Genomic DNA, 24,375 nt, shown 5'->3' with positions numbered 1-24,375 from the left:
CCCCGGTCTTGATTTTGCCGCACCGGCTACGCCGATGCCTCGCGGACTCCCGCGTCGCTTTCGGCGGGCGTAGCATGGCTCTCGACAGATGACACGAGATGGGGCAGCTTTGGTTGCATGACAAAACCTATATTGCCTGGAGAGGTAGCCGCCGCCGTCGTCGACCCCGTCGCTTATGGGGAATGGGACGGGCTTCATGAAAAGCTCGGCTGGGCGCGCGCCCATGCGCCGCTCGCGGTCGCCGAGACCGCAGAGGTCGACCCCTTCTGGCTCGTCACCCGCCACGCCGACATCATGGCGATCAGCAAGGACCCGCAGCGTTTTGCGAACGGCATCCGCCCGACGGTGCTGACCAACCGCGACGGCGAGGCGATCGCACGCGCCGCGACCCCGGGGGGCGACGGGCACCTGATCCGCTCGCTGGTCCAGATGGACGCCCCCGATCACATGAAATACCGCCTGCTCACCCAGAGCTGGTTCATGCCCAAGAATCTGAAGATCGTCGAAGAGCGTATCCGCGGCCTGGCCCGCGAGACGGTCGATACGATGCTCGCCGCCGGGCCCGAATGCGATTTCGCGCGCGACGTCGCGGCGCATTATCCGCTGCGCGTCGTCATGGACATATTGGGTGTGCCGCCCGAGGACGAGCCGCGCATGCTGATGCTGACCCAGCAATTGTTCGGATCGACCGACCCCGAGCTCAACCGCAGCCGCGAGGCGATCACCAGCGCCGAACAGGCGATCGCGATGCTCCATTATGTGATCGCCGATTTCGAGCAATATTTCGGCGCGCTGACCGCCGACCGCCGCGCCAATCCGCGCGAGGACATCGCGACGGTCATCGCCAATGCGACGATCGACGGCGGCCAGATCCCCGATCGCGAGCTGGCGGGCTATTATATGATCATCGCGACCGCGGGCCATGATACGACGAGCGCCTCGACCGCCGGCGCGATCATGGAACTGGCGAAGAACCCGGCGCTGTTCGAACGCTTCCGCGCCGCTGACAGCGACAAGGCGGGGTTGATCGAGGAGGCGATCCGCTGGTCGACCCCGGTGCAGCATTTCATGCGCAGCGCCAAGGAAGATGTCGAGATCGGCGGGCAGCAGGTGCGCGCGGGCGACTGGCTGATGCTCAACTATGTCTCGGCCAACCGCGACGAGGCGGTGTTCGGCGACCCGTTCGCCTTCGACCCCGACCGGCCGAAGAACCAGCAGCTTGCCTTCGGCTTCGGCGCGCATGTGTGCCTCGGCCAGCACCTCGCCCGCATGGAGATGCGGATCATGATGGAGGAACTGTTGCCGCGGATCAAAAAGCTCGAGCTCGCGGGCGATCCGGCACGGGTGCAGTCGGTGTTCGTCGGCGGGCTGAAGCGGCTGCCGATCCGGTTCGAGGCGGCGTGAGCGACTATTTGCCGAAATCGCCGTTCCTGGCGTCATTCGTCGATGCGGATGTTCCGCTCGACGGCCCCGAGGGCGAGGCCAATCTTGACCGATTGATCGCCTTGATGGGCGACGCTGACGTATCGAACAGGGACTGGGCGGCCACGCTGTTAGCGCTCAGCGACCGCGATGATGTGAGGATTCGGGCGGCTTTGCGGATGGGTGCAGAGGATGTGGACCCGGTCGTGCGCGGCGAAGCGCTTTGCGGATTGGCGAGGCGCGATCCGGCTGTTGCCCTGCCCCTCGTTCGCCGCGAACTCGATCGTGACGAGAGCAATATAGCGGTGATGAATGCCGCCGAAGAACTCGCCGACCCGACGCTGGCTGCGAGCCTACTTGCTTGGGCCGAAGGCCATGATCCGGTCGCTGAGGCCGCTCGCGATGCGATCAGGGCCTGCGGGGTGGCCGCCACTTAAAGCTTTGCGAAGCCGCGCCGCCATGCCAAGGCGGTTCCGGGTCGATATTCGGGGGAAGTCATGAAATATCCGATCCTTGCCGCGGCGCTGCTGCTTGCCGCCGCCGCGCCCACCACCACCGCCACCGCGATGACGATCGATGCCGACGAGCGCGAGCTTTACGACAACAGCATCCAGTGCATGGCCTTTTTCGGGATCATGGCGGGACTCGGCACCAAGGGCGACGACGCGGACCCGAAGATGGTCGCATCGGGCACCAAGTTTCTGGCTATCGCGACCGTACTCGCCGACGACGACGAGGCGCAGATCAAGACCGACTTCGATGCCCAGATCGACAAGTTCGCGCGGATCACCAAGAATCCCGAAGATCCCGACATGATCAAGCAGGTTCAGGACATCAGCGAGAGCTGCACCTTCCTAGAAACGCTGGTCGACGCGATGATCGAAAGCGGCACCCTCTAAGCCGGGCGCGTCAGACCTTTTCCGCCGGAAAGAATTTCGCGACGACCTCGCTCGCGAGGCGCGCGGGGCGCAATGTTTCGGCGTCGATGCAGCACCAGCTCGATTTGACCTCGGCCAGCACGTCCTCGCCGCGCTTGATGATCGTGTCGTAGAAGGCGCGCGCGCCCTGCACTTTTTCGAGGATCACGGTCGCGATGACCTGGTCGTCGAGGAAGGCGGGGCGGCGATAGGTGATCTCGTGCTTCAGCGCGACCCACAGATGTGCCGCGACCGCGTCGGGCGGCGCGATATGGCGCCAGTGCGCCAGCACGGCGTCCTGCACCCAGCTGAGATAATGGGCGTTGTTGACATGCCCCATGAAATCGATCTGGTCGGCGCCGACGGCGATGGCGTGATCGTGCGGGAGCGAGGCTGCGGTCATAACGTTGACACTAATGTCAACAAACTGTGACGGGAAGATGAATTTCCGACCATTTCGATAGAATGATCGCTCAGCCCCGCCCGCGATAGGGCGCGACGCCCTGATCGGGGAGCCACAGGCCTGCGGGCGGCGCGCCCGATTGCCAGAAGACATCGATCGGAATGCCGCCGCGCGGATACCAGTATCCACCGATGCGCAGCCAGCGCGGCGCCATCTCGTCGAACAGGCGGCGGCCGATGCCGACGGTGCAATCCTCGTGGAAACCGGAGTGGTTGCGAAAGCTGGAAAGAAAGAGCTTGAGGCTCTTTGATTCGACGATCGTTTCGCCGGGGGCATAGTCTATCACCAGATGCGCGAAATCGGGCTGGCCGGTCACCGGGCACAGCGAGGTGAATTCGGGCGCGGCGAAGCGGACGAGGTAAAGTTCGTCGGCGCGCGGGTTGGGGACATAGTCCAGGATCGCGGCCTCGGGTGAGGCGGGCAGTTCGCTGGACTGGCCGAGATGCTTGGGCGTCAGCGCCGGGGGGGTGGAATCGGACATGAAATCCCTCTAGTGGGACGCGCGGCCGCTGTCATCCGTCGATGGCGCGGTCATTCAGCGCCAATTCAGCGGATCGGGCGCGAAACAGACGATCGGGATCGCACAGGTATAATGACGGACAGGCATTTCGGGACCATGGGCAGCGCGCGGGCGGTGCTGGCATTCGCGCTGGCGGCGAGCGCTATCGCGCCCGCGATCGCCCAGCAGGGCGAGACCCCGGCCCCCGCGCCTTCGCCGAGCCGCCCGATCGATTTCCGCCTGCCGCCGCCCGGCGACGACGGCCGCGCGCCGGGGGTGCAAGGACCGGCGGACAATGGCATCGCCCCCTCGGGCCCGGGCGCGCCGCGCCCGACGCCGGCACCGGCCCCTACACCGACGCCGCCGCGCGTGACACCGACGCAGCCCGCAACCCAATCGGCGACGCAGCCGGCAGCCGGTGCCGCACCCGCGCCGACGCGTCGCGCGGCCCCGGCCGAAACCGCGCCCGCGACCGCGCCGGCGCGGGATGCGACCGCCGAGACTCCGTCTTCGCCGCCCGCCGCGACCGATGCCGCGCCGGGCTTTTCGCCGGTCGTTTCGGATACGCCGGCGATCGCCGATGCCGCCCCCGCCGACGACATCGCGCCCGCGCCGGCGGCGCCCGCCGACGGCGGCGGCACGCCGATCTGGGCCTGGCTGCTCGCATTGGTCGCGGCGGGCGCGGCCGGTTTCTGGTACTGGCGCCGCCGCCCCGCGCTGGCGAGCGACGCGCCGGTCGAGCGCAGCGCGCCGCCGGCCGAGGCGCCGCGCCCGGCGCCTGCGCCGCTGGCTCCCCCCGCGCCGCGCGCTGCGCCGGTTCCGACCCCCGCCCCCGCTGCCGCGCCCAGGGCGCCGGTGCTGCCGACACTCTCCGGCGGCGAGGCGGCGCAGCGTGTGTCGCCGCTCGTCACCCGCCCCGCGCCCGAGCGTCGCGCGCTGGTGGCGATCGCGCTCGAGGTGCAGGCGATCCGGTTCACGCCCGAGCATGTCGCGGTCGCCTTCGCGCTGAATATCATGAACCAGGGATCGGCCGACGCGACCGGGCTGATGGTGCGCATCGCGCTCAACCAGGGGTCGGCGATGACCGAGCCGGTGCTCGCGCGCTTCTTCGACGGGGCGGGCGGCAGCGTGCTGCGCGACGACATGATCCTGAAGGTCGGGGCGGGCGAGGCGCTGACCACCGAGGCGATGCTGCCGCGCCATATCGTCGAACCGCTGATGATCGGCGGCAAGCCGATGCTGGTGCCGGTGATGGCGTTCGACGTCACCTATCATTGGGACGGCGACGCCGACGCCTTTGGCCAGAATGCGGGCAGCTTCGTGCTCGGCCGCGAATCGGGGGCCAGCGACAGCGACAAGCTCGCGCCGCTGCCACTCGATCGCGCTTCCTATGCCGTAGACCGGCCCGGTTCGCGCTCGACCGCGATCCGGCGGAGCCAATAGGCGCGCTTTCTGGCGCCGTTTCGCCTTTTGTGTTGCAGCGCAGCATCGGCTGAGGCAGATGGCCACCGTGCTTGAAAAAGTGCGGGGGGAGACATAGGCTGTGCTTCCCCGGAAAGAGCAAAGCAGGATGGCTGGCGGAGGGATTGGAACAGGTTCCCCGCCGGGTCGTAACAGGAGCATGACATGGACGCCTTGGTCTCAACCGACTGGCTGGAACGCGAACTGGGGGCATCGGACCTGCGGGTCGTCGATGCGACGAAATTCCTCGAAGCGGATCGCGACGCGCGCGCCGAATATGAGGCGGGCCACATCCCCGGCGCGGTGTTCATGGACCTCGCCGAACTGACCGACCCGAACAGCGACGTCGACAATATGGCGCCGCCCGCCGAAAAATTCGCGAGCCGCATGCAGTCGCTCGGCCTCGGCGACGGCAGCCGCATCGTGCTGTACGACGACAGCCCGCTGAAGAGCGCGGCGCGCGGCTGGTGGCTGCTCAAATTGTTCGGCGCACACGACGTCGCGCTGCTCGACGGCGGCCTTGCCAAGTGGAAGGCCGAAGGCCGCCCGCTCGAAATGGGCAAGCAGACGCTGCGCCACCGCCACTTCACCGTGTGGCGCGACGCCAAGGCGGTGCGCACCAAGGACGAAGTTCTGGCGAATGTCGACAGCGGCGCCGAACAGGTCGTCGACGCGCGCTCGGGCGCGCGCTTCACCGGCGAGGAACGCGATCCCCGCGCGGGCGTCGCGCCGGGTCATATCCCGGGTTCGCGCAGCCTGCCGTTCGGCGAGCTGTTCAACGCCGACGGCACCTGGAAGCGCGACGATGCGCTGAAGGCGGCGTTCGATGCCGCCGGGATCGACCTCGACAAGCCGCTGGTTACCACCTGCGGCAGCGGCATGACCGCGACCGTCGTGGCCTTCGGCGCGCACCTGCTCGGCAAGGACGATGTCGCGGTGTACGACGGCAGCTGGACCGAATGGGGCGCCGACCCGGCGACGCCGAAGGCGACCGGCGCGGCTTGAACCCGTCTTGGCGGGGTGCTGGATTTTGTCCGGCGCTCCGCTAACAGGGAGGCATGAGCAAGAGCGACGACGACAGCCTCCGCCCCGCGACGAAACTGGTGCAGGGCGGGCGGCGGCCCGAATGGACCGGCGACCCGCGGCTGGGCGGCGGCGTCGTCAATCCGCCGGTGTGGCGCGCCTCGACGATCCTTTACGACAGCATCGCCGACCTGAAGGCGCGCGGGCATGCGACGCATGACAAGCTCTATTACGGCCGGCGCGGGACGCCGACGGTGTGGGCGCTCGCCGATGCGCTGACCGAAATGGAGCCGGGCGCCGAGGGCACCCTGCTTTATCCCTCGGGGGTCGCGGCCAATTCGGCGGGCATGCTGGCCTTGCTCGCGCCGGGCGATCATCTGTTGATGGTCGACAGCGCCTATGAACCGACGCGCGCTTTCTGCAACGGGCTACTCAAACGCTATGGCGTCGATACGACCTATTATGACCCGCTGGTGGGGGCGGGGATCGCCGACGTGATCCGGCCCGAGACGAAGCTGATCTTCCTCGAATCGCCGGGCAGCCTGACCTTCGAGGTGCAGGATATTCCGGCGATCGTCGCGGTCGCGCGCGCGCGCGGGGTGCTGACGATGCTCGACAACACCTGGGCGACGCCGCTGCTGTTCCCCGCGCTGGCGCACGGCGTCGACGTGACGATGATGAGCCTGACCAAATATGTCGGCGGGCATAGCGACGCGATGATGGGATCGCTGACCGCGACGAAGGCGGTTTGGCCGCGGCTACGCAGCGCGGCGTACCAGCTTGGCCAGGCGGTCTCGCCCGACGATTGCGCGCTGATGCTGCGCGGGCTGCGCACGCTCGACGTGCGGATGGCGCGGCATCAGGCGAGCGCGCTGGCGGTCGCCGAATGGCTGGCGGCGCGCGCGGACGTCGGGCGGGTGCTGCATCCGGTGCTGGCGGGCGATCCGGGGCATACGATCTGGTCGCGCGATTTTACCGGCGCGAGCGGGCTGTTCGGCTTCACGCTGAAAGGCAGTGACGAGGCGGGGCGGACACGCTTCATCGAGGCGCTGTCGCATTTCGGCATCGGTTTCAGCTGGGGCGGCTATGAAAGCCTGGTGGTGCCGAGCAACCCGGCCGACATCCGCACCGCGACGGTGTGGACCGATCCCGATCCGCTGCTCCGCCTGTCGATCGGGCTGGAGGACCCCGCCGACCTGATCGCCGACCTCGAACGCGGTTTCGCGGCGATGGCGGCATGAGTATCGCCGCCGACGTGCAGGGCGGTATCGGCCGCACGGTCGACGCGATGCGCGTGATCGGCATCGACGTCGGGTCGTACCGGTTGTCGCTCTATGGGCTGTTCTCGACGATCGTCGTCGTGATTTTGCTCTATGTCGCGGTCAAGCTCGCGATGCGCGCGATCAAATGGGTGCTGCGCCGCAACACCCATATCGACGCGACCCAGCGTATCTTGACCGAGAAGCTGATCGCGATCGCGCTGTTCGTCTTTGCGCTGCTGTTCGGCATCGACCTGCTCGGCATCGACCTGACCGCGCTTGCGGTCTTTTCGGGCGCCGCGGGCCTCGCGATCGGCTTCGGGCTGCAAAAGACGGTCGGCAATCTGATCGCGGGAATCATCCTGCTGATGGACCGCTCGATCAAGCCGGGCGATGTGATCGTCGTCGGCGACGGCGCGAGCATGGGGAGTTCGGCGACGCTGAACGGCGTGCCGAATGTCGGGCGGGTCGCCAAGATCGGGGTCCGCGCGGTCAGCGTCGTCACCCGCGACGGCAAGAAGCATCTGATCCCGAACGAACTTTTGATGACGATGCCGGTCGAGAACTGGAGCTATTCGAGCCGCGACGTGCGGGTGCGGATGCGCGTGCCGGTCGCCTATGACTGCGACCTGCGCGCGGCGCAGGCGATCATGGTCGAGACCGCGAAGGCGAACCCGCGCATTTTGGCCGACCCCGAACCGGTGGTGTGGATCACGGCGTTCGGCGAACGCGCGGTCGAGCATGAGCTGCGCTACTGGATTTCGGACCCCGAGGCGGGGCTGGGCAATATCCAGGGCGAGGTGTTTCTGGGGATCTGGGACCGCTTCAAGGAAGCGGGGATAAGGATTCCCTATCCGCGCACCGATGTGCGGGTGTTGGCGGATGGGGGCGGAGCTCCGCCGCAATAGACTGCGTCATTGCGAGCGAAGCGAAGCAATCCAGGGCGGTTGCCGCCTACTCTGGATTGCCGCGTCGCTTCGCTCCTCGCAATGACGGGGTGTTTCAGTACCCCGTCGTCTTAGCGCGTTCGATGCACTCGACGATGATGCGCTTGGCCTCGTCGACATCGCCCCAGCCGTTGAGCTTGGCCCATTTGCCGGGTTCGAGGTCCTTATAGTGGGTGAAGAAATGCTCGATCTGCTGGAGCACGATCGGCGGCATGTCGGTGTAGCTCGCGACGTCGGCATAATAGGGAAAGGTCTTGTTGACGGGCACGCAGAGCAGTTTCTCGTCGCCGCCGGCATCGTCTTCCATCAACAGCACGCCGATCGGGCGGCACTTGACCACCGCGCCCGCGACGATCGGCGAGCGCGCGACGACCAGCGCGTCGAGCGGGTCGCCGTCTTCGCCCAGCGTGTGGGGGACGAAGCCGTAATTGGCGGGATAGCGCATCGGGGTGTGCAGGAAGCGGTCGACGAACAATGCGCCCGATGCCTTGTCGAACTCATATTTCACCGGCTCGCCGCCGATCGGCACTTCGATCAGCACGTTCAGGCTGTCGGGCGGGCTGTCGCCGGCCGGGATCAGGTCGATGCGCATGGGAGATGTCCTTTTCGGTTTTTGATTCGCGGGGCGCCTTAGACCCTGGGGGCGGGGGAGGGAAGGCGGGAGAGGGGGCGCGTCGCCCGATCCTCCCCGTCGCGAAGCGATGGGGAGGGGGACCGTTCGCGAAGCGAAGGGTGGAGGGGCCGCGGCGCCGCACCGCCGCCTGACGGCGTCGGCCCCTCCGTCAGCCCTGCGGGCTGCCACCTCCCCATCGCTTCGCCACAGGGAGGATCTTAAAGCGCCCGTTTCGCCGCCAGCACCTGATCGAACCAGTCCGGCCCCGTCCCCACCTTTTCGAGATGCGGCCAGCGCAGCCCGCCGCGGTAATCGATCTCGACCGTGCGATAGCGGCCGCCGCGCTCGACGAGCAGTTTCACCGGAGTCTTGCCGTCGGTCGCGGCGCGGATCGCCGATTCGATGCGCTCGCGGTTGTAGGTGACGCCGTCGACCGCGAGGATTTTTGTCCCATTGACGATATCGGCGCGAAAGGCGGGGCCGTCCCATGCGATGCTGCCCGCGACGCCGTCCTTGTCGATGATCAGGCCGAGGCTGTGGGTGAGATCGGTATTCTTCGCCTGCGCCATGCGGTCGCGGTCATAGACGTTCGGCGCGTCGCGCCAGACGAGGCGATAGCCCGCCGCTTCGATCCCCGCGGTCGGCGCCGGGCGGCCGGGGGTCTGCATCCGGTCGCGCAGGAATTTCGCCCAGTCATAAGGGTGGACCGCGTTCAGCGCCGCGACGACATCGTCGAAATCATAGGTCGACTGTCCCCAGTCGCCCTCGCGCCCGCCAAAAAAGCCGCGCGCGAAATCGTCGAGGCTTTTGGCATTGTTCGTGGCGGTGCGGATCAGCATGTCGGCCTCGAGCCACATCAGCCCGCCTTCGTTGTAATAATCCTCGGTCCGCGTCGCGCTGGGGAAGGCGCGCGCCTTGCGCCCCGCGATGATCGGGTCGAGCGTCGTATCTTCGACCGAGCGCCAGGCGCGGCCCGCCTGGGTGCTGTAGAAACCGGCGTTGGTCGCCCATTCGGCGAGGATCATCTCCTTCGACTGCATGCCCGACCGCCCGGCGAGGACGAGGTCCCAATAGCTCGTCTGACCTTCATAGACCCAGAGCAGATTGTCCTGCATCGGCGTGCGGTAATCGGGGGTCCACAGCTTGTCGGGGCGGCGGTATTTGCCGTTCCAGCTGTGGACCAGTTCGTGCGGGAGCAGCCCGCGCTCGCTGTCATTCTCGTCCCATTTGGTGAAATAATCGGGGTTGCGGCTGTTCTCGCTCGACCGGTGATGTTCGAGCCCGATGCCGCCGAGTTCGTCGCTGAGCGCGAGCAGGAAGTCATAACGGTCGAAATGGCGGGTGCCGAACAGCGCGACCGCCTCCGACACCAAGGCCGCGTGGCGCGCGATATGGTCGGGGCTGGCGCCCAGATATTTTTCCTCGTCGGCGACGACGTTGAGCGTCACGCCGTTGCCGAGCGCCCATTGGCGAAAATAACGCCCCGCGAACATCGGGCTGTCGACCAGATTTTCATAGCTGGTGACGCCGAAGCTGTAGCGGTTCTTCGAGACCTGCAACCCGTCGAGCGCGGCGGCGCCGGTCCAGCCTTCGGGCAGGCTGACCTCGAGCTGCACCGGGATCTGGCGGGTGAAATAGCCGGCGGGATAGAGGCTGACCTGTTCCCATTGCAGGTTCATCATCGCCGGGGTGACGACGACGCGGCCCTCGCTGGTGCGGGTGGGCGAGAGGAAGTCGAAGGCGATGTCGATGCTCTTCACGCCCTGCGGCACGTCGATGTCGAAGGCGTAGACGTCGGTCGGCTGGCGCGTCCAGACGAGCGGTTTGCCGCCCGCGGTGGGCTTGAACCCCGCGACCTCGGCGATCGCGCCGCGCGGCGCATGCTTGCCGGGCAGCCATTGCGGATAGAGCAGGGTGACTTTGCCGGCTTTCGGAACCGGGATCGTCTGGCGGACATGGAAGATTCCGCGCGCATGGTCGGTCGCGTCGACCTTGAGCAACATCGTCCCCGGATAGGGGCGGTCGGCGGGCAGCGGGATGGTAAGCGGCTGCACCACCGGTTGCGGACGGCTGTTGCCGTCCTGGGCATGGGCGGCGGGAGCGGTGAGGGCGATCAGGGCGGCTGCGACGAACAGGTGTTTTTTCATGGTGCCGCGTTTTGCCGCGAAAAGATGGCGAGGTCCAGACCGGCACATTCCTTCTCCCCTAGAGGGAGAAGGATATGGAGGCTTGTGAGCGGAGCGAACTAGCCGGAGTTGGATGAGGGGGTGCGAGCGAAGCTCGCGCGGTCGCTCGCGACCGCAACCCCTCACCCAGCTTCGACTAGGCAGCAAGCTGCCAAGTCTTTGCAACCCTCTCCCTCAAGGGGAGAGGGGAGTCCCCTTTGCCTTTCGACCAAAAAAGATTAGACGCCGCGCCCATGAGCAAGGACAAATCCGCCAAGATCGCCACGCCGCAGCCGGTGCGCGGCACGCAGGACATGCTCGGCGATTTCGCCGACCGGTTTCAGCATGTCGTCGACACCTTCGATCGCGTGCGGCGGCTCTATGGCTATAAGCGGATCGAGGTGCCGGTGATCGAGCCGACCGCGGTGTTCGCGCGCTCGCTTGGCGAGACCACCGACGTCGTGTCGAAGGAAATGTATTCGTTCGACGATCGCGGCGGCGAGTCGATCACGCTGCGCCCCGAATTCACCGCCGGCATCGCGCGCGCTTATGTCACCAACGGCTGGCAGCAGTATGCGCCGCTCAAGGTCGCGACGCACGGGCCGCTGTTCCGCTACGAGCGCCCGCAAAAGGGGCGTTATCGCCAGTTCCACCAGCTCGATGCCGAAGTGCTCGGCAGCGACAGCCCGCTCGCCGACGCCGAGCTGCTGGTGTTTGCGGACCAGTTGCTCAAGGAATTGGGGATTTCGGAAGGCGTGACGCTGACGCTTAACACGCTGGGCGATGCGGAAAGCCGTGATGCCTGGCGGACAGCGCTGGTCGATCATTTCGAGGCGCATCGCGGCGAGCTGTCCGAAGACAGCCTTGCCCGGCTCGACAAGAATCCGATGCGTATCCTCGACAGCAAGGATCCGAAGGACCGCCCGATCGCCGACAGCGCGCCCGATATCGACGCGTTTTTGACGAGCGAAGCGCAGGATTTCTTCGGTGCCGTGACTGCGGGGCTCGACGCCGCGGGGGTCGCGTGGGAGCGCAATGCGCGGCTGGTGCGCGGCCTCGACTATTATCGCCACACCGCGTTCGAATTCGTCACCGACCGCTTAGGCGCGCAGGGCACCGTGCTCGGCGGCGGGCGCTACGACGGGCTGATCGAGGCGCTCGGCGGACCGCCGACGCCGGCGGTTGGTTGGGCCGCGGGGATCGAGCGGCTGGCGATGTTGGTGGCGGACGATGTCATCGACAACCGGCTCGATGCGGTGATCGCGGTCGAGGATGATGCGCGGCTGGCGCTCGCGATGCAGGCGCTCACCGCGCTGCGCAATGGCGGTTTCTCGGCCGAGATCGTCGCGACCGGGTCGCCGCGCAAGCGTTTCGACAAGGCCGCCAAGATTCCGGCGCACGCATTGGTGTCGGTCGGCACGCGCGACGACGCGCCGCATGTCAATGTGCGCGGCGACGGCGACCGGGCAAAGGCGGTCGAGGCGCTGGTCCGGGCGCTGGACAACGTTTGATGGACCCTGTTTCGTCATTCCCGCGAAGGCGGGGATCCAGCTTGGACGCTGGCTGGACATGCAATGTCGGAACACTGGATCCCCGCCTTCGCGGGGATGACGGGGTTGGGGTGAATTCATGACCTCCGTTTCCGCCCGCCAGATCGACGCCATCATCGAACGCCACGCCGCCTTGCAGGCGCGCATGGCGACGGGGGACATGGCGCCCGCCGATTTCGTCGCGGCGTCGAAGGAGTTTGCCGAGCTCGAACCCGTCGCCGGCGCGGCGCGCGAAGTGGTGCGGCTGCGCGGCGAACGGGAGTCGCTCGGCGAGATGCTGACCGATCCCGAGATGAAGGCGATGGCGGCCGAGGAACTCGCGGCGGTCGAAGAGGCCTTGCCCGCCGCCGAGCATGACCTTGCGATCAAGCTGCTGCCCAAGGACGTCGCCGATGAGCGCGCGGCGATGCTTGAAATCCGCGCCGGGACCGGCGGCGACGAGGCGGCTTTGTTCGCGGGCGACCTGCTGCGCATGTACAGCCGTTACGCCGACGGGCAGGGCTGGAAGGTCGAGGTCATCTCGGCGAACGAGACCGAGGTCGGCGGTTATAAGGAAGTCGTCGCCAGCGTTTCGGGGCAGGGGGTGTTCGCGAAGCTGAAATTCGAGAGCGGCGTCCACCGCGTCCAACGCGTGCCGGTGACCGAAAGCGGCGGGCGCATTCACACCAGCGCCGCGACCGTCGCGGTTTTGCCCGAGGCCGAAGAGGTCGATGTCGCGATCGCCGACAGCGACCTGAAGGTCGATATCTATCGTGCGTCGGGTGCCGGCGGGCAGCATGTCAACACGACCGATTCGGCGATCCGCATCACGCATATTCCCTCGGGGCTCGTGGTGATCCAGCAGGACCAGCGCAGCCAGCACAAGAACCGCGCCAAGGCGATGCAGGTGCTGCGCGCGCGGCTCTACGATCTCGAGCGCGAGAAGATCCACAGTGCCGAGGCGTCGGCGCGCAAGTCGATGGTCGGCTCGGGCGACCGGTCGGAGCGCATCCGCACCTATAATTTCCCGCAGGGCCGGGTGACCGATCACCGCATCAACCTGACGCTCCATCGCCTGCCCGAGATTTTGGAAGGTGCGATGGACGAACTGGTCGACGCGCTGATCGCCGAGGATCAGGCACAGCGGCTGGCGGGGCTGGGTGACTGAGACGCCGACCTTCGCGGGCGTCGCGGAGTCGCTGCGCACCGCGACGAACCTGCTCACGGGCATCAGCGACACGCCGCGGCTCGATGCCGAACTGCTGATGGCGCAGGCGCTGGGGGTGGAGCGGTCCGCGCTGCTGCTCGATCCCGCGCGTTACGAAGTCCCCGAACTTTATGCCCATCTGATCGCGCGGCGGATGGCGCATGAACCGATCGCCTATATCCTTGGCTATCGCGATTTCTGGACGATCCGCATCGAGGTCGGCCCCGGCGTGCTGATCCCGCGTCCCGATAGCGAGACGTTGATCGAGGCCGCGGTCGCGCATTTCGGGGCGAGCGCACCCGCGCGGATTCTCGATCTGGGGACCGGGCCGGGGACGCTGCTGCTTGCCGTGCTGAGCGAGTTCCCGCACGCGACCGGGCTGGGCGTCGATGCGTCCGAATTTGCGCTCGCTTTTGCGCGCGACAATGCCGAGGAGCTGGGCATGGCCGATCGCACGGCCTTCCGGTCGGGCGACTGGGGTGCGGGCGTCGATGGCCCGTTCGACCTGATCCTCTGCAACCCGCCCTATATCGCCGACGGCGAAAAGCTGATGCCCGATGTCGCCGAGCATGAACCCGCCGAAGCGCTGTTCGCGGGTGCCGACGGGCTGGGCGACTATCGCCGCATCATCCCCGACCTGCCACGGCTGCTGGCGCCGGGCGGTCTTGCGGTCCTTGAAATCGGGGCGACCCAGCATATCTCCGTAGGGAAGCTGGCCGAAGCGGCCGGTTTCGCAGTCGCTTGCCGCCAGGACCTCGGTGGCCGCGACCGCGCCCTCATCTTGACCCTGGCGCGCTGAGGCGCGACCAAGAAATCGCTTGGTTTCGTGCCCAAAGCGAGGTAGGGGCGGCGTACAGGCCTGATCAGGGTCCCTTTGGCGGTGCGGCGCACCGATACTGGTCCGGCGGGTCTGCTTCCCATTTACGATGCTGGTGCGGGACAAGGTGTCTCGCGCAAGCGGTAACACGGAAGAGCCGCGCAAGGGAGCGCGGGCACGACGCGCAAGATGCGCGGTCGGCCAAAAGGGGTTGGCATAGCTTAGAGCTTTTCGACAGGATGTCTCAGTTGAACATGAACAACCGGCAAAACGGTCGCCGTCGCGGCCGTAACAACAACAATAACAACAACAATCGCCCGCAATCGGGTGGCGGCCGTGGTGGTACCGACCAGGCCAATCGCATCGACAGCCGTGCGCGCGGCAACGCAGCGCAGATGATCGAGAAATTCAAGAATCTCGCCCGCGACGCCCAGCTTTCGGGCGACCGGGTGCAGACCGAATATTATCTGCAGTTCGCCGATCATTATTTCCGCGTGCACAGCGATTTCCGCGCCCGCCAGGAAGAAAAGAACGGCGGCCAGCCCGATCGCAACGACCGCCATCGCGAAGTGCGCGGCGTCGAGGATTTCGACGCGCATGACGACACCGACCTCGACGAGGGCCAGGGCGACAGCGACGGCGAGCGCGAGGACAATCGCGGCGAGCGCGACAACCGCGAGCGCGGCGACCGGAATGATCGCAACGACCGTGGCGAGCGCAACGACCGTGGCGACCGCAACCAGAATCGCGGCAACCGTCGTGACGAGAATGACGACAATCGCGGCAACCGCCAGCCGGTGCGCGAGCGCGCCGAGCGTTCCGAACGGCCGGAACGTCCTGAGCGCGAGCGCGTCGAAGTCGAAGCCCGCGACGAGGACGCCGTGGTGGCGGAAGCCAAGCCCGCGCGCGCCCCGCGCCGCAGCCCGCGCCGCCCGCGCGACGAGGACGAGGGTGGCGCCGGGATCGACAGCGCCGTGCTGCCGCCCGCGATCGGCCGCCCCGCTCCGGCTCCCGAAGCCGACGAGGCCGAGGCCGCCGAAGCCGCGCCGAAGCCGCGCAAGCGCCGCACGCTCGCGGCGCGCAGCTCGGACGTCGAAGCGGCAGAGTAACCAGCGCAGCCATTGCGCCCAAACCGTAGCCCCGAGCCTGTCGAAAGGCGCTTCTCCGCGAGGCGCTCTTCGACAGGCTCGGGGCTACGCTGTTTTGCGTGTGCCAAGCGCCCCTATTTGGCGCTGGCCAATCGCCACGAACTGACATAGCCTCTGCCCCGACAACCATATGGGGGAGAGCGATTATGCGCGCTTTGGCAAAGACTTGCCTGTTGGGAGCCGCCGTCGCTCCATGGCTTTCGCTTCCCGCCGCGGCGCAACAGGACCCGGGCGCCACGGCGCAGGGCGATGTCGCGGTCACCATCTATAACAATGGCCAGTCGCTGGTGCAGGACGACCGCCAGCTTGCGGTCGCCGCCGGGCGCAACCGCATCGAATTTCCCGACGTGTCGGCGCGCATCCGGCCCGAGACGGTGACGCTGTCGGGCGGCGGGCTGGCGATCGTCGAGCAGAATTTCGACTTCGACCTGCTCACCCCCGACAAGTTGATGGACAAGGCGGTCGGCCAGCAGATCACGCTGGTGCGCACCAATCCCGCCACCGGCGCCGAACGCAGCGAACGCGCCAAGGTGCTCGCGGCGAACGGCGGCATCGTGCTGCAGATCGGCGAGCGGATCGAGGTGCTGCGCGACGACGGCCTGCCGGTGCGGGCGGTGTTCGACCGGCTGCCCCCCAATTTGCGCGCCCGCCCGACGCTGTCGGTGACGGTGCAGGCCGAGAATGCGGGCACGGTGCCCGCGCGGCTGTCCTACCTCACCCCCAACCTCGGCTGGACCGCCGACTATGTCGCCTTGTTCGACGCCGCCAAGGGCGCGATGGACATGCAGGGGTGGGTGACGCTGACCAATTCGACCGGCACGACCTTTACCAATGCGCGCACGCTGCTGGTGGCGGGCAGCCCGGGCGGCGGCGGCGGTTTTTCACAGCTCACCGGCGTGCTCGACGAGGCGGGGACCGAGACGAGCACGCGCGAACGGCTCGGCGACTATTATCTCTATCCGCTCGCCGAACGCACGACGATCGCCAATGCGCAGCAGAAGCAGGTTAGCTTCCTCGACGTGAAGGGCGCCCCGGCGCGCTCGACCTATGAATATGTCAACGGCTGGCTGGGCAGCAGCACCGAGCCGGTGAGCGCGGCGAGCGTGTTGCGATTCTCGACCTCGGCGAAGGGCGGGCTCGGCGACCAGCTGCCCGCGGGAACGATCCGCGTCTATATGCGCGACGCGCGCGGCGACCCGCAGTTCATCGGCGAGAACCAGATCGGCCACACCCCGATGGGATCGTCGATGACCCTGCGCACCGGCGACGCGTTCGACGTCAAGATCCAGTCGACGGTGGTGTCGCGCACCCGCAAGAGCGATTCGCGCTGGGTGACCAAGATGAAATATGTCGTCACCAATGCGCGGCCGGGACCGGTCACCGTCGACCTCGCGCAATCGGGGCTGTGGGGCGACGTCCGCATCACCGACGAAAGTCTGAAGAGCAATCGCGTCTCGGCCGACCGCGTCGAATGGGCGGTGCCGGTGCCCGCGAACGGCAAGACCGAAGTCACCGCCACCTTCGACTCGCGCTACTGAGGACCGGGCCGTGCGCGTGATGCGCCTGATCCCGGCCTTGCTGGCCGCGCTGGTCGCGACGCCGCTGGCGGCGCAGCAGGGGGCGAGCCTGCCCGCGCCGCCGGTGCGGCCCGATGCGCCCGTCGTCGTGTCGTCGCAGCTGAAGGATGTCGCGGTCACCGTCTATCGCGCCCCCCAACGCGGCGGCGGTCCGATCAACCCCAACTGGCCGCAGGGTTTCGCTTTGGTCACCGAGACGCGCATCGTGACGCTGCCCGCCGGGTCGTCGGTGCTGCGCTTCGAGGGGGTGTCCGAGGGATTGCTGCCCGAAACCGCCGTCGTGTCGGGCATGCCCGACGGGGTGCGCGAGAAGAATCGCGATGCGCGGTTGCTGTCGCCCGCCGGGCTGGTCGATGCGTATCTCAAGCGCAGCGTCACGCTGCGCCGCACCGACCGCAAGACCGGCAAGGTCCGCGAGCAGCAGGCGATCATCCAGGCGGGGCCGACCGGCGGGGTGATTCTGCAGACCGATGCGGGCTTCGAGGCGCTCGGCTGTGCGGGGCTGCCCGAGCGCATGCTCTATGGCCGCGTGCCCAAGGATCTGTCGGCGAAACCGACGCTGTCGATCCTCGTCGAAAGCGCGCGGGCGCGAACGGTGACTTTGCAGCTCGTCTATCTGTCCGAAGGCTTCGACTGGGCGGCGAACTATGTCGTCGACCGCGCCGGCGACGGCAAGGCGCTGGGGATCACCGGCTGGATCACCGTCGCCAACGGCGGGGTGACGAGTTTCCCGAACGCGCAATTGAACGTCATCGCCGGCCGGCTCAACAAAGGCTATCGCGCGCCGCTGCCGCGCACCCCGCCGGGGGCGCTGCAGCTCAAATGCTGGCCGATGGATATCACGAGCACGCACCCCTTTTGGGAGCTGCCGCCGATCATCGAGCCGACGGCCGATTATGCCGAAGAGGTGATGGTGACCGCGAATCGCGCCGGCTATGCGCGGACCGCGATGCCCGTCATGGCGCCACCCCCGCCGCCTCCCCCCGCACCGCCGCCACCCCCGCCGCCGCCCGCCGAGGATCTGGGCGACCTCAAATTCTATCGCATCCCGTTCCGCGTCGACGTGTCGGCGAAGTCGCAGAAGCAGGTCGCGCTGCTGATCAAGGATAAGGTCGCGGTCGAGCAGCTCTATACCACCATCCTCTATGACTGGATGGCCGGGCGCGTGCAGCCGCTGACGATGATGCTGCGCGTGCAGAATCGCGAGTCGGACGGCCTCGGGCTGGCCTTGCCCGCCGGCGCGGCTTCGGTGTTCGAGACGGTCGCGGGCCGGCGATTGCTCGTCGGCGAGGCGCGGATCGGCGACAAGGCGAAGGGCGAACGCGTCGACTATGAACTCGGGCTCAGCCCGGCGGTGCAATATAATAGCGTCATCACCGGTCGCGGGCCAAAGGGCGAATATCAGGACTGGCAGGTGACGCTGACCAATGCGCGGCCCTTCGACGCCGAGCTCGAAATCCTGATTCCCTTCGCGATCGACCCCGAACCCACGACATGGGAACGGCGTGGGTCGAGCTGGGTGTGGCGGGTGCGGGTGCCCGCGAACGACAGCGTGGTCCAGACGTTCCGGCAGAAGATGCGCTGACGACAGAGATACAGGGGGAGAGGTCGCAATGGCTTGTGGGTCGAGGACTTGTGGGTCGAGGACGTGGGGTCTGCTGATGGCTGGCCTTGCGATGGCGGGCCCCGCGGCGGCGCAGCAGGTGGTGAGCACCGGCGGGCAGGGCGATGTCGCGGTGACCATCTATAGCGGCGAACTCGCGCTGGTCACCGATACGCGGCAGACGAATCTGCCCGCGGGCGAAGCGAAGCTCGAATTTCCCGATGTGTCGAGCCGCATCCGGCCCGAGACGGTGAGCCTCGTCGGCACCGGGCTGGAGATCGTCGAGCAGAATTTCGATTTCGACCTGCTCTCGCCCACGGCGATGATGCAAAAGGCGGTGGGGCAGGAGATCACGCTGATCCGCACCAACCCCGCGACCGGCGCCGAACTGCGCGAGCGCGCCAAGGTGCTCGCGGTCAACGGCGGGGTGGTGCTCGACGTCGGCGGACGCATCGAGATCTTGCGCGACGACAATCTGCCGGTGCGGGTGATCTTCGACGGCATCCCGACCAATTTGCGTGCGCGCCCGACGCTGTCGGTGACGGTCGACAGCAAGAGCGCGGGCGCCCGCCCGCTGACCCTGCGCTATCTGTCCGAAGGGCTGAGCTGGCGCGCCGATTATGTCGCGCTCTACGACGAGGCGGCGAAGGCGATGGATCTGCAGGGCTGGGTGACGCTGAAGAACAACAGCGGCACCGGATTCGCCAACGCCAAATTGCTGCTCGTCGCGAGCGAGCAGATCGGGGTCCGACGCGGGTCGCGCAGCGGCAATGATGGCGAACCCGCGGCGCTGACCAGCGCCGGGACCGAGAGCGCGAAGGCCGAAGCGCTCGCCGACATGTACGCCTATCCGATGGCCGACCGCACGACGATCGCGAGCGCGCAGCAGAAACAGATCGCCTTCCTCGATGCGATGGCGGTGCCCGCGACGCGCGGCTATGCCGCCTCGGCCGATCGTTTCACGACGATCGACGAGGCGCAGAGCGCGCTGTCGACCTATCGCTTCTCGACCGGCAAGGGCGGGGTCGGCGACGCGATGCCGGCCGGGTCGGTGCGGCTTTACGTCAAGGATGCGCGCGGCGCGGCGCAGTTCGTCGGCGAGAGCTATATCGGCCACACCACCGCGGGATCGACGCTGTCGCTCGCCACCGGCAAGGCCTTCGACGTCAAATATCAGCCGATCCTCGAAAAGCGCGAGAAGCTGACCGAGGAGGACTGGACGCGCAGCAGCACGACCCGTGTGCGCAAGAATGGTGTCGTCACGGTCACCGAGACCGACGTGAAGCGCAATTATTGGCGCACCCATATGCGCTATATCTTCACCAACGCGCGGTCGCAGCCGGTGACGGTCGAGTTCACCCAGAACGGGCTCAACAGCTATGCCAACGACACCCGGGTGCCGTTCGAGAGCATCGCCGCCGAAAAGGACCAGATGCTGGAAAGCCGCAAATGGCTGGTGACGGTGCCCGCCAACGGCCGCACCGAACTGACCGTCCAGTATGACTCGCTGAACTGAGCGATGCGGGGCGGGGCGTTCGCCTTGCTGCTGATGGCCGCCGCGGTGCTCGCGGCCGCGCCCGCGCGTGCCGCCGATCCGCCGGTCGTCGCCTCGCCGAAGCCCGACCATGTCGCGATCAGCCTCTATCGCGACCCGAACCGCGATACCGACTCGCGGCTGCCATCGCCCGACGAGGAAGAACCGCTCGGCGGCTTCGCGCTGATTCGCGAGACACGCACCGTCGACCTGCCGCCGGGACCGGTGACGGTGCGATTCGAAGGGGTGTCGAGCAGCATCCTTCCCGAATCGGCGCTGTTGCGTGGCGGCGGCAAACCGCGCGAGAAAAATTACGACCGGCGCCTGCTGTCGCAGCGCGGCCTGCTCGACGCGCTGACCGGCCAGCAGGTGCTGCTGCGCACCACCGACCGTGCGACCGGCAAGGCGCGTTTCGAGCGGGTGCGCATCCGTTCGGGTCCCGAGGAACTGATCGTCGAACGCAAGGGCGGGTTCGAGGCGGTGCAATGCAGCGGCCTCTCCGAAACCTTGCTCTATGACGCGGTGCCGGCGGGGCTGAACCCGGTGCCGACGCTGTCGATGACGCTCGGCGATCAGCCGGGCGGGCGGACCAAGCTCGAGCTCACCTATCTCGCCAATAATTTCGACTGGCAGTCGAACTATGTCGGCGAGATCGGTGCCGATGCCGAATCGGTCGATCTCTTCGCCTGGCTGACCGTCGCGAGCGGCGATTCGACGAGCTTCATCGGCGCCGACATGGCGGTGATCGCGGGGCGCATCGCCTTTTTCCGCCAGGCCCCGGTCGCCGACGACGAGAAGGACTGGGAAGAGGAGCAACGGCGGCAGGAGGAAGCGGAGAAGGATCCGTGGAACCCCGACAATATCGAGGTCTGGTTCAGTTGCTGGCCGCGGGGCAGCACCGGCGGGGGTTCCTATAATCCGCGCCTGTTCGGGCCGCAGGACCTGCCGGCGTACCGGCCCGAATATTCGGTCGGCTTTTTCTATGGCGGCGGCGGGGGTGGGTGCGGCGGCGAGGACGATGGCTGCGGCGAGATCGTCGTCACCGGATCGCGAATCGCGCCGCGCGAGGATATCGGCGACTATAAATTATATCGCGTGCCGCAGCCGACGACGCTCGGTGCGCAAAGCCGCAAGCAGATCGCCTTCCTCGAAAAGCCCGGGGTCGCGGCGCAGATGCTCCATGTCTTTGCGGTCCGGGGCGACAATTTCGACGATTACACCGACCCGGTGCTGCGCATCGACAACAAGAAGGGCGGGCCGCTCGCCGAACCGATGCCCGGCGGACAGGTCGCGCTGTTCCAGCGCCGTCTCGGCGAACCGATGCTGGTCGCCGAGACGAATGTGAAGGACAAGGCGGTCGGCGAACTGATCGACCTGCAACTGCCCGACCAGGACGACAGCGATGTCGATACCGACCAGGACACGATCGATTCGGGCGACGACTGGACGCGGTACCGCATCACGGTCGAGAATTTCGGCGAGAGTGACGAACCGGTTGAGATCAGCTTCGAGAACGACCTCGACTATGTCGTCGACAAGATCAGCCGTGCGACACGGGTGCGCGACGGCAAGCGGATCTGGTCGGTGACGGTTCCCGCCGACGGGAAACGGACGATCGACTATCGCGTGCGCGAAGTGGCGCGAATCGGCGCCGACAACCAGGATGATTGGGAAGAGCCCGAGGAGCCTTAGGCTGGCGGCAACGCGCGCGGCCGGTGATTCTCGTCGAGCGCCACAAAAGTGAACAGGCCTTCGGTGACTTTCACCTGCTCCTCGCCGCGGCCGCGCGACGCGATCACTTCGATTCGGATGCCCATCGACGTGCGACCGCGCCGTTCGAGATGCGCGTAGACCGAGATGATGTCGCGCAGCAGGATCGGCGCGATGAATTCCATCGCCTCGATCGCGACGGTCGCGGTCGGTCCCTGGGCGATTCGCGCCGCGACGATGCCGCCGGCGATGTCCATCTGGCTGAGCACCCAGCCGCCGAAGATATGGCCGTTGCTGTTGATGTCGGCGGGCGCGGGGACGACGCGCAGGATCGGGTCGCGGTCAGGGTTTGTCATTCTTCATTTCCGGATCATTTTCGAACGGGTCCTCGATCGCCTCGTCATGCCCGCTGCCGCTCGACAGGAACACCAGCCCCATCAGCGCCGCGCCGAGCATCACCGACAGGCCGACGCCCGCGGTGGTGGCGATGATCATGTGGATGGTCAGCCCGTGCGGCAGCGTGGCGTGCAGGTAGAGCAGCGCACAAATCACCGCGAGGGTCGAGACCAGCGCCATGCCGAGCATCAGCCGGCGATAGCGCCCCCAGGCGATAGCCGAGGTATCGCGATTGTCGAGCGGCGAGGGTTTGACCATGGCCGCATCCATGGACCAGCGCGGCGGCAAGGCCAAGCGGCAATGGCTTGCGGCAGGATGTTTCACCCTGCGTGCGAATCATGATAGATCGTTTTCCTGACAGAGCGACATGGGGAGCGGCAAGGCATGACGATCGGAGCGATTCTCCACGGAAGGACCGGCGCGGTGATTTCGGCGCGCAAGGAAGACAATGTGCGTGCGGTGGTCGATCTGCTCGCGCAAAATCGAATCGGCGCGGTGCCGGTGATGGAAAATGACGCGATCGTCGGCATTTTTTCCGAACGCGATCTGGTTCGCCTGCTTTCCTCTTATGGCACCGACGCGCTCGACCGCACGCTCGACGAGGTGATGACCAAATCGCCGGTGACCTGCGAATCGAACACCGCGGTGATGGGCGCGCTGTCGCAGATGACGCAGAAGCGCATTCGCCACCTGCCGGTGGTCGACGGCGGCCGACTCGTCGGATTCGTGTCGATCGGCGACCTCGTCAAATATCGCATCGACCGGATCGAGGCCGAGGCGGCGGCGATGAGGGACTATATCGCGTCCTGAGTCGCGACCGCCGGGCGGCGCAATATGAGGCGTCGGATCTCGGCGATCGCCTCTTTCTCCAGCAGCCATAGCAGGGCGGGATAGATCAGCCCGCCCGCCCCGACGAGAATCGCGAGTCGCAGCGGTGCGGCCATGCCCGCGGGCAGCGCGCGCTCGATCAGCCCGACCGCGACCGCCATCACCAGCGCGGGCGCGAGACCCGGCAGCACCGCGCGGCCGATGTCGGCCAGCGTCACCCCGATCACCGGCGCCGACAGCCGCGCGGTGACGATCAGCAGCAGCGGCATCGCGACGAGCCACGCCCAGGCGAGCCCGATCAGCCCGAACTGCGCGCCGACAAGAAAGGCGACCGGAAAGAGAATCGCGCCGCACAGCGACGCCTTCATCGCGATCCCCGGACGGCCGAGCGCGTTGGTCACCGGCGCGAAGAGAATCTGCACCGTCATCACCAGCAGCGCGAGCGCGAGAATCTGGACATAGGGCACCATGCCGAGCCATTTCAGCCCGAACACCGTTTCGACCAGCGGCGCGGCGGTGACTGCGAGTCCCGCATAGGCGGGGGCGAGCACGAGCATCAGCAGCCGCACGGCTTTCAGGAAGTTCCAGCGCACCGCGCTCTTGTCGCCCTGGATTCGCGCATAGGCGGGAAAGGCGACCTCGTTGAGCGGCGGCACGAACTTCGAGACGAAGATCTGCGCGAGGAACAGCGCCTCGGCATAAAGCCCCAGCGCATGCGGATCGAATCGGCGGCCGGCGATGAAGATGTCGGCCTGCGTCTGGACCAGCCAGAAGAAGTGCGACGCGAGCACCGCCGAGCCGAAGGCGATGATCTGCCCGCAGCCGCGAAAGTCGAAACTCGGCCACACCAGAAGCCGCGCCGCGGCGGTCAGCCCGATCGCGCGGGTCCAGAACAGCGCGATCGGCGCATAGACCAGGGTCCACACGCCATAGCCCGACAGCGCGCAGCCGAGCGCGGTGCCGGCGCCGACCAGCGCGGCGGCGAGATTGACGAACGCCTGTTTCCGGAAATCGAGCGCGCGGCTCATCATCACCTCGGGCAGCGCGATGAACGGGGTCGCGAGGAAGATCAGCGCCTGGACGCGCAACAGGTCGGCGACGATCGGCTGACCATAATAGGCCGCGGCGAGCGGGGCGCCGAAGAACTGGATCGCCGCCAGCAGCCCATTCAGGAGCAGAAGCAGCCCGAACGCCTGGCGGACGCGAAAGGGATCGAGCTGCTCCGACTGAACGAGCGCGCTCGCGAATCCATAGCCA

The 24,375-nt window shown here is 67.1% G+C and carries 23 protein-coding genes (1 of these 23 running past the window's edge); 16 read left to right on the top strand and 7 right to left on the bottom strand.

Going from position 1 to position 24,375, the window contains the following annotated elements:
- The first annotated feature begins 117 nt into the window (after window positions 1-117).
- Genes AC3WS4_RS06220 through AC3WS4_RS06210 form a run of 3 tightly spaced genes read left to right on the top strand, consistent with a single transcriptional unit; the run spans window position 118 to window position 2,321 of the window.
- Entirely contained in the window at window positions 118-1,404 is a 1,287-nt protein-coding gene (locus AC3WS4_RS06220) for a cytochrome P450 (protein ID WP_492735687.1), read from the top strand.
- Entirely contained in the window at window positions 1,401-1,859 is a 459-nt protein-coding gene (locus AC3WS4_RS06215) for a lyase (protein ID WP_492735689.1), read from the top strand. Before AC3WS4_RS06220 ends, AC3WS4_RS06215 begins: the two co-directional genes overlap by 4 nt.
- Window positions 1,860-1,919: 60 nt before the next feature.
- Window positions 1,920-2,321, top strand: coding sequence for a hypothetical protein (locus tag AC3WS4_RS06210; protein WP_492735691.1), 402 nt, complete (start codon window positions 1,920-1,922; stop codon window positions 2,319-2,321).
- A 10-nt stretch (window positions 2,322-2,331) separates the two neighbouring features.
- Here AC3WS4_RS06210 and AC3WS4_RS06205 read toward each other — a convergent pair whose 3' ends face one another.
- Both AC3WS4_RS06205 and queF read right to left on the bottom strand, forming a co-directional pair.
- On the bottom strand, window positions 2,332-2,742 hold the full coding sequence (locus tag AC3WS4_RS06205) for an acyl-CoA thioesterase (RefSeq protein WP_492735693.1): 411 nt from the start codon (window positions 2,740-2,742) through the stop codon (window positions 2,332-2,334).
- Between the two features lie 70 nt (window positions 2,743-2,812).
- Window positions 2,813-3,283 carry a preQ(1) synthase gene (gene queF, locus AC3WS4_RS06200; RefSeq protein ID WP_492735695.1) on the bottom strand — a complete coding sequence of 157 codons (471 nt, stop codon included), beginning with the start codon at window positions 3,281-3,283 and terminating at the stop codon, window positions 2,813-2,815.
- Between the two features lie 135 nt (window positions 3,284-3,418).
- Between queF and AC3WS4_RS06195 the strand changes: the two genes are divergently transcribed.
- The 4 genes from AC3WS4_RS06195 to AC3WS4_RS06180 all read left to right on the top strand — a co-directional run bounded on the left by AC3WS4_RS06195 (window position 3,419) and on the right by AC3WS4_RS06180 (window position 7,952).
- Window positions 3,419-4,744: a hypothetical protein gene (locus AC3WS4_RS06195; protein ID WP_492742672.1), complete on the top strand. Its 1,326-nt coding sequence runs from the start codon at window positions 3,419-3,421 to the stop codon at window positions 4,742-4,744.
- Between the two features lie 183 nt (window positions 4,745-4,927).
- A complete protein-coding gene (gene sseA / locus AC3WS4_RS06190; protein WP_492735699.1) occupies window positions 4,928-5,767 on the top strand; it encodes a 3-mercaptopyruvate sulfurtransferase in 840 nt (279 codons plus the stop codon).
- 53 nt (window positions 5,768-5,820) lie between these two features.
- Window positions 5,821-7,026 carry a cystathionine beta-lyase gene (metC, locus tag AC3WS4_RS06185; RefSeq protein ID WP_492735701.1) on the top strand — a complete coding sequence of 402 codons (1,206 nt, stop codon included), beginning with the start codon at window positions 5,821-5,823 and terminating at the stop codon, window positions 7,024-7,026.
- Entirely contained in the window at window positions 7,023-7,952 is a 930-nt protein-coding gene (locus AC3WS4_RS06180) for a mechanosensitive ion channel family protein (protein WP_492735703.1), read from the top strand. Before metC ends, AC3WS4_RS06180 begins: the two co-directional genes overlap by 4 nt.
- 94 nt (window positions 7,953-8,046) lie before the next feature.
- Here AC3WS4_RS06180 and ppa read toward each other — a convergent pair whose 3' ends face one another.
- Both ppa and AC3WS4_RS06170 read right to left on the bottom strand, forming a co-directional pair.
- A complete protein-coding gene (gene ppa, locus AC3WS4_RS06175; protein ID WP_056344474.1) occupies window positions 8,047-8,583 on the bottom strand; it encodes an inorganic diphosphatase in 537 nt (178 codons plus the stop codon).
- Between the two features lie 239 nt (window positions 8,584-8,822).
- Window positions 8,823-10,751, bottom strand: coding sequence for a M61 family metallopeptidase (locus AC3WS4_RS06170; protein ID WP_492735706.1), 1,929 nt, complete (start codon window positions 10,749-10,751; stop codon window positions 8,823-8,825).
- Window positions 10,752-11,023: 272 nt separating this feature from the next.
- Here AC3WS4_RS06170 and hisS point away from each other — a divergent pair, with 272 nt between their 5' ends.
- From hisS to AC3WS4_RS06130, 8 genes are all read left to right on the top strand, one after another.
- The gene (gene hisS / locus AC3WS4_RS06165) at window positions 11,024-12,280 is read left to right on the top strand and encodes a histidine--tRNA ligase (RefSeq protein WP_187142403.1); all 1,257 of its coding nucleotides are present in this window, start codon (window positions 11,024-11,026) and stop codon (window positions 12,278-12,280) included.
- A 118-nt stretch (window positions 12,281-12,398) separates the two neighbouring features.
- Complete coding sequence (gene prfA, locus AC3WS4_RS06160; RefSeq protein ID WP_187142402.1) at window positions 12,399-13,466, top strand: peptide chain release factor 1; 1,068 nt, start codon at window positions 12,399-12,401, stop codon at window positions 13,464-13,466.
- A complete protein-coding gene (gene prmC, locus AC3WS4_RS06155; protein ID WP_492735709.1) occupies window positions 13,459-14,304 on the top strand; it encodes a peptide chain release factor N(5)-glutamine methyltransferase in 846 nt (281 codons plus the stop codon). Before prfA ends, prmC begins: the two co-directional genes overlap by 8 nt.
- Window positions 14,305-14,576: 272 nt before the next feature.
- The gene (locus AC3WS4_RS06150) at window positions 14,577-15,431 is read left to right on the top strand and encodes a DUF4167 domain-containing protein (protein ID WP_492736616.1); all 855 of its coding nucleotides are present in this window, start codon (window positions 14,577-14,579) and stop codon (window positions 15,429-15,431) included.
- Window positions 15,432-15,616: 185 nt separating this feature from the next.
- Window positions 15,617-17,008, top strand: a complete 1,392-nt coding sequence (locus AC3WS4_RS06145) for a DUF4139 domain-containing protein (RefSeq protein WP_187142400.1) — start codon at window positions 15,617-15,619, stop codon at window positions 17,006-17,008.
- A 19-nt stretch (window positions 17,009-17,027) separates the two neighbouring features.
- Entirely contained in the window at window positions 17,028-18,632 is a 1,605-nt protein-coding gene (locus AC3WS4_RS06140) for a DUF4139 domain-containing protein (RefSeq protein ID WP_492736618.1), read from the top strand.
- Between the two features lie 76 nt (window positions 18,633-18,708).
- Window positions 18,709-20,166, top strand: coding sequence for a DUF4139 domain-containing protein (locus tag AC3WS4_RS06135; RefSeq protein ID WP_492735711.1), 1,458 nt, complete (start codon window positions 18,709-18,711; stop codon window positions 20,164-20,166).
- A 3-nt stretch (window positions 20,167-20,169) separates the two neighbouring features.
- Entirely contained in the window at window positions 20,170-21,876 is a 1,707-nt protein-coding gene (locus tag AC3WS4_RS06130) for a DUF4139 domain-containing protein (protein WP_492742670.1), read from the top strand.
- Here the strand turns inward: AC3WS4_RS06130 and AC3WS4_RS06125 are convergent.
- Both AC3WS4_RS06125 and AC3WS4_RS06120 read right to left on the bottom strand, forming a co-directional pair.
- Window positions 21,873-22,250, bottom strand: a complete 378-nt coding sequence (locus AC3WS4_RS06125) for an acyl-CoA thioesterase (RefSeq protein ID WP_056344449.1) — start codon at window positions 22,248-22,250, stop codon at window positions 21,873-21,875. The genes AC3WS4_RS06130 and AC3WS4_RS06125 overlap by 4 nt on opposite strands.
- A complete protein-coding gene (locus AC3WS4_RS06120; RefSeq protein WP_056344445.1) occupies window positions 22,237-22,548 on the bottom strand; it encodes a hypothetical protein in 312 nt (103 codons plus the stop codon). Before AC3WS4_RS06120 ends, AC3WS4_RS06125 begins: the two co-directional genes overlap by 14 nt.
- A gap of 126 nt (window positions 22,549-22,674) precedes the next feature.
- On the opposite strand from AC3WS4_RS06120, the gene AC3WS4_RS06115 reads away from it, so the two are divergent.
- Complete coding sequence (locus AC3WS4_RS06115) at window positions 22,675-23,100, top strand: CBS domain-containing protein (RefSeq protein ID WP_492735716.1); 426 nt, start codon at window positions 22,675-22,677, stop codon at window positions 23,098-23,100.
- On the opposite strand, the gene AC3WS4_RS06110 is transcribed toward AC3WS4_RS06115, so the two are convergent.
- Window positions 23,085-24,375: the 3' portion of a lipopolysaccharide biosynthesis protein gene (locus AC3WS4_RS06110; protein ID WP_492736620.1), read on the bottom strand. 155 nt of this gene lie beyond the right edge of the window; 1,291 of the gene's 1,446 nt are visible here — the last part of the coding sequence; the start codon falls outside the window, past its right edge; it ends in the stop codon at window positions 23,085-23,087. The two genes, AC3WS4_RS06115 and AC3WS4_RS06110, sit on opposite strands and share 16 nt — an antisense overlap.

It is taken from the genome of Sphingopyxis sp. EU05-FHT14B03, assembly GCF_058790875.1.
This window is presented reverse-complemented; position numbering and strand designations above follow the sequence as displayed.